A 4,420-nucleotide genomic window follows, 5' to 3' on the forward strand; every position below is an offset into this window, starting at 1 on the left:
TTGGAGGTTGTGTCACAAAAATAAAGGTGGAGAATAGAAGCACCACCAATAAAAACCCCATAATTTTTGGGTTTTATTTTTTAGGATGTGGGGGTTGTCTTCTAAAACCTAAAAATAGTATCCCATAAAAAAACCCATAGCCATAAAAGCCTATGGGTTCGTTCGAATATAAAGATATTTTGCTATCGCTCGATATCTTTCATAATTCTGATAAAAAGCTTTCGCTCTTCTTCGATTCTTTGAAATACTTGTAGGACGATGTTTTTCATAATATAAGATTTGTTTGCCTTATAACGCCACTTAGGTCTATCTTGATATAATCATTCGATAAAGCAACCATTGTTTCGTTAAAGTGGGCGGGAGTTACTTTTACAACTTCACCGAACAATCCTTTTCGGCCGCCCGATAGACCCCCTCGACCACCCGAATATCGCGTAAACCCTCCTCGCCGGGTACCAACATATCGGTATCGTTGCGAATGGAAATTGCATCATCGTCCATCTGCTTGGCCTGTTGGTTTTCTAGGGGGAAATCAATAATTTTATCGTCTGACCGTATCCCTTTGTTACCGCTATAGGAGGAATGCGGCGACATTTTTATCCATCCTTTTTCGTAGTTGATGTTCAGATAGTTCATTTGAATGCCGAAGCTACTCTGGCAGGCTGCGCGGGCACCGCTGGGGAATTCAAGTTGGTACATAGCGGTTTCCTCGACTTCAGTGTAGATATCAGGTCGGGTGGTAAATGTTCGGGCCATGACCGATATTGGTTCCTCGCCCGTAGCCAAGCGCGCGCCCTGAATGGCATAGACGCCCATATCGCCCATCACACCGCCACCCATGGCTTTCTTTTGTTTCCAATGATCGGTGCGGCCGTCAAAGTAACCGGCACTGGAAGATACCATTTTGACCGCCCCGAAGGTTTTTTCCTTGGCCGCCTTCATATAGGCCTGAATATTGGGGTCGTGCTGGCAACGGTAGCCAATGGAAAGTTTTACCTTATTGGCGTTGCAGGCCTTGATCATCGATTCACATTCCGCTACGGTAGGTGCCATAGGTTTTTCGCACCATACGTGTTTTCCGGTGTTGGCTGCCCGAATGGTATATTCGGCATGCATCGAAGGGGGCAGCACAATGTAGATAACGTCGATATCGGGATTATCGGCAATTTTGTCCATCCCCTTATAATCGTAGATGTTCTTATCGGGGATACCGTATTTGTCCTTCCAAACGGGAATCTTATCCGGACTTCCGGTAACAATGCCCTTTAGTTCGCAATGCTGGGTGAGTTGCAAAGCGGGAGCCAGCAGGTCGGTACTGTAGTATCCCAATCCCACTAGGGCGATGCCCAGTTTTTCCTTTTGGGGCCCCGTGGCCGACCATAGGGCGTTAGGTAAAAATGTGGTAGATGCGGCTAGTAGTCCAGCCTGATGAATGAATTTTCGACGTTGATTTTCCATATCCTTGTAATTTTAAGGTCAGAAAATACGATAAGAATCCGAATAAATCAATTCTTATTTAGGGTGTCAGACTAAAAAATATCACGTAGATGGACCATAAAAAGCAAAAAGCACAAAAGGCGTAGATCAAGTATTCGTTCAGGGTAGTTTTATCTTTCATAGAGGACTGCTTTATAGTAAAACGAAGAAGTCCGGTTCTAGGAGGGTTGTAATTCGGGGAACGGGCATTATAATCGATTTATGACAAAAATACCGTCAAAGGGTCGGATATACCTATATAAGGCGAGGAGCTTTTTTGCCTGTGAACCAATAAAACAGCAGTTAATCTGATGGGGCTTCGCATAGTATTGGCTGAAATTGATTCTATATGGGGAACCTTTAATTTGATTTTACCGTATACGCTTTGCGCTATCGGGGTAGTTTGATTAAAGCGCATGTCAATAGGGTGGAGACTTGATCTCGAACGAAGTCCTGAAGGATATCAGAGCCTTTAAAGCTGATACTCCTCATTATTCCTATCCTCTTTTTCAAGCTTGTTCGAGGTAAAGATATCCTTGAGAATGAACGCCACGATGACCAGGATACCAAAGACCATGAGGGGAATGGCAAATGGCCAACCTAATATATTAAGTAGACTACCGCCGATTATGGCGAAGGTGCCGATGACCATGGCGCAGTTCCAAAGCACCTGTATCCTATTGTTTTTTGCTTTTCGATCTTCGTCCAAAAAGTAGGCGGTACCTTCGAGGATGATCCAGATCAGGAAGGATATGGCAATAATGATTTGAAAGAATAGGGAATAGGTGAAATCCAAGGCCCTAAAAATTCCGTTTGTCGCCCAGAAAACCACCAATATTAATTTTGTGTAATCAAGGAAGTGTTTGTCAGGTTTCTTCCAAAATCGAAACGGGTACAAAAGTCCTACGCTTACAAAGGCCGCTACGATGATTTCGGTAGCGTACGGCCAATGTAGGATCCGCGACAGCATGCCCAGCAATAAAATGGAAATAGCAATTCTCAGGGGAGTCGTCAAGATTTTTTTTGGCGTAGGCATACGAGTAGGTTTAGATTGGTACCGCCATTCGCTTGGTGCCGTCCTATCTGGTTAAAAGCACAGGGCGGAAGCGTTTGGCGTAAGGCTTTTGGCAGCATAGATCTAAATAGCCTTCAAGTGTACCCGAAGGCCTTCCATAATACCAAGAATATTTACAACGGTTTCTTTGAGATAATATTTTATAAGCACATGGGGAATTCGAATGGTGGTAAATCCGTTTTTAAAGGAATGCATGGCTTCCTCCAGATCATTCATGGCCTGTTCGTGCGTCATCATATGGTATTCCGTATCGATTTCGATGTTGAGTTTAACCCGTGAAATGGCGATATCGATAGATTTGTTGCCGTCCCACCATTCCAGCATCGCGTTAACACCGGCCTCTTTCAGTCCATAATAAAGTTGAATGGCCTCGCGGGGGGTAGCGTTGGTGTCTATAAGTTTGGCTATTCGTACTTGATGCACTTCACAGAGTTCGACACCTATGGCATCCATGGCATTTTTGTGATTGGTATAACCAAGTTCCTTCTTACATTCTAAGCACGTCATTGACATAGTTCAATTGGGTTCGATTTGGGATAATCATGTCCGGTGGACTTCTAGTAATAACCGTATTTTTTATAGGATAGTATACCCGTTCGACGTATGGCACCCGAGTTTTAGACGAACTGCAAATTTTTAGATTAACGGCGTTGGAAAATGTTAAAATTGTGGTGTAGGATAAGGGACAAGCTCAAGTTCACGCGCAAGTTCAAGCTCAGGTGCAATTACCAGTTCAAATAAAAGCTCAACGGCAAGCCTGCCTGCCTTAAGAGGAATTGAAAAAATATTCGACCGCGGAGGTCAACGGTGGTTTTTCCCTATCTTTCCCTGAGATCTTGCAGTAAATGCAAACAAAGGCTAAAGTATGTTCAAAAAAATAGGCCCGGGAGTATTGGTCGCCGCGGCATTTATCGGTCCGGGTACGGTTACGGCCTGCACGTTGGCGGGGGCGGAATTCGGCTATACCCTTCTTTGGGCCATGGGGCTGTCGATTGTAGCCACAATAATCCTACAGGAAATGGCAGCCCGGCTGGGTATCGTTACCCAAAGCGGATTGGCGGATGTAATTAAACACGGGATTGTATCGCCATACGTTAGAAACTTGATTATTGTCATCATTTTGGGCGCCATAGTCGTCGGTAATGCCGCCTATGAGGGGGGTAACATCGGTGGGGGAACCCTAGGTTTGGAGGCGCTTTTTGGCTCGTCGTATTTGTTCTATTATCCCTATATCATAGGCGTATTCGCCTTTTTACTATTATATATAGGGAATTACCGCACCTCGGAAAAGGTCTTTATAGGATTGGTGCTGATCATGAGCCTATCCTTTTTCGTAACTGCAATTATCGTCGGTCCGAATATAGGGGATATACTAAAAGGATTGCTTTTACCTGTGATACCCGAAGACAGTATTTTAACGGTCATTGCCCTGGTCGGAACTACGGTGGTGCCGTATAATCTCTTTTTACTCGCCGCCTTGGTCAGTGAAAAATGGAAATCGGAGTCCGACCTATCCACGGCCAGATGGGATACGGTGGTTTCCATAGTTCTAGGGGGATTAGTATCAATGTCGGTCATGGTGGCCGCAGCGGCGATTCCAGATGGAAGTATTTCGAATGTAATGGATTTGGCAAAGGGCTTGGAGCCTTTGTTCGGTAATGCTGCAAGATATTTTATGGGGATAGGTCTTTTTGCCGCCGGTATAACCTCGGCGATAACGGCCCCATTAGCGGCCGCCTACGTGGCCAATAGCTGTTTTGGTTGGAAAGCGGGTCTGAAGGATAAAAAATTCCGGGCGGTATGGATGATCATCTTGATTCTAGGTGTACTCTTTATGTCGCTTGGTATTCAGCCGATTGAAATAATTAA

The 4,420-nt window shown here is 44.8% G+C and carries 4 protein-coding genes; 1 reads left to right on the forward strand and 3 read right to left on the reverse strand.

Annotation, left to right across the window (positions count from 1 at the left end; translation table 11 throughout):
* Positions 1 to 369 precede the first annotated feature (369 nt).
* From ACEW8S_RS07695 to ACEW8S_RS07705, 3 genes are all read right to left on the reverse strand, one after another.
* Positions 370 to 1,458 (reverse strand): Gfo/Idh/MocA family protein, encoded by a 1,089-nt coding sequence (locus tag ACEW8S_RS07695; protein ID WP_373517582.1) that lies wholly within the window; start codon positions 1,456 to 1,458, stop codon positions 370 to 372.
* A 490-nt stretch (positions 1,459 to 1,948) separates the two neighbouring features.
* Positions 1,949 to 2,512 (reverse strand): hypothetical protein, encoded by a 564-nt coding sequence (locus ACEW8S_RS07700; protein WP_373517583.1) that lies wholly within the window; start codon positions 2,510 to 2,512, stop codon positions 1,949 to 1,951.
* Positions 2,513 to 2,614: 102 nt separating this feature from the next.
* Entirely contained in the window at positions 2,615 to 3,058 is a 444-nt protein-coding gene (locus tag ACEW8S_RS07705; protein WP_373517584.1) for a hypothetical protein, read from the reverse strand.
* 358 nt (positions 3,059 to 3,416) lie between these two features.
* On the opposite strand from ACEW8S_RS07705, the gene ACEW8S_RS07710 reads away from it, so the two are divergent.
* Positions 3,417 to 4,420 (forward strand): Nramp family divalent metal transporter (locus ACEW8S_RS07710; protein WP_373517585.1); only part of this gene is annotated, 1,004 nt, incomplete at its 3' end.

It is taken from the genome of Pricia sp., assembly GCF_041745955.1.
Taxonomy (GTDB): Bacteria; Bacteroidota; Bacteroidia; order Flavobacteriales; family Flavobacteriaceae; genus Pricia.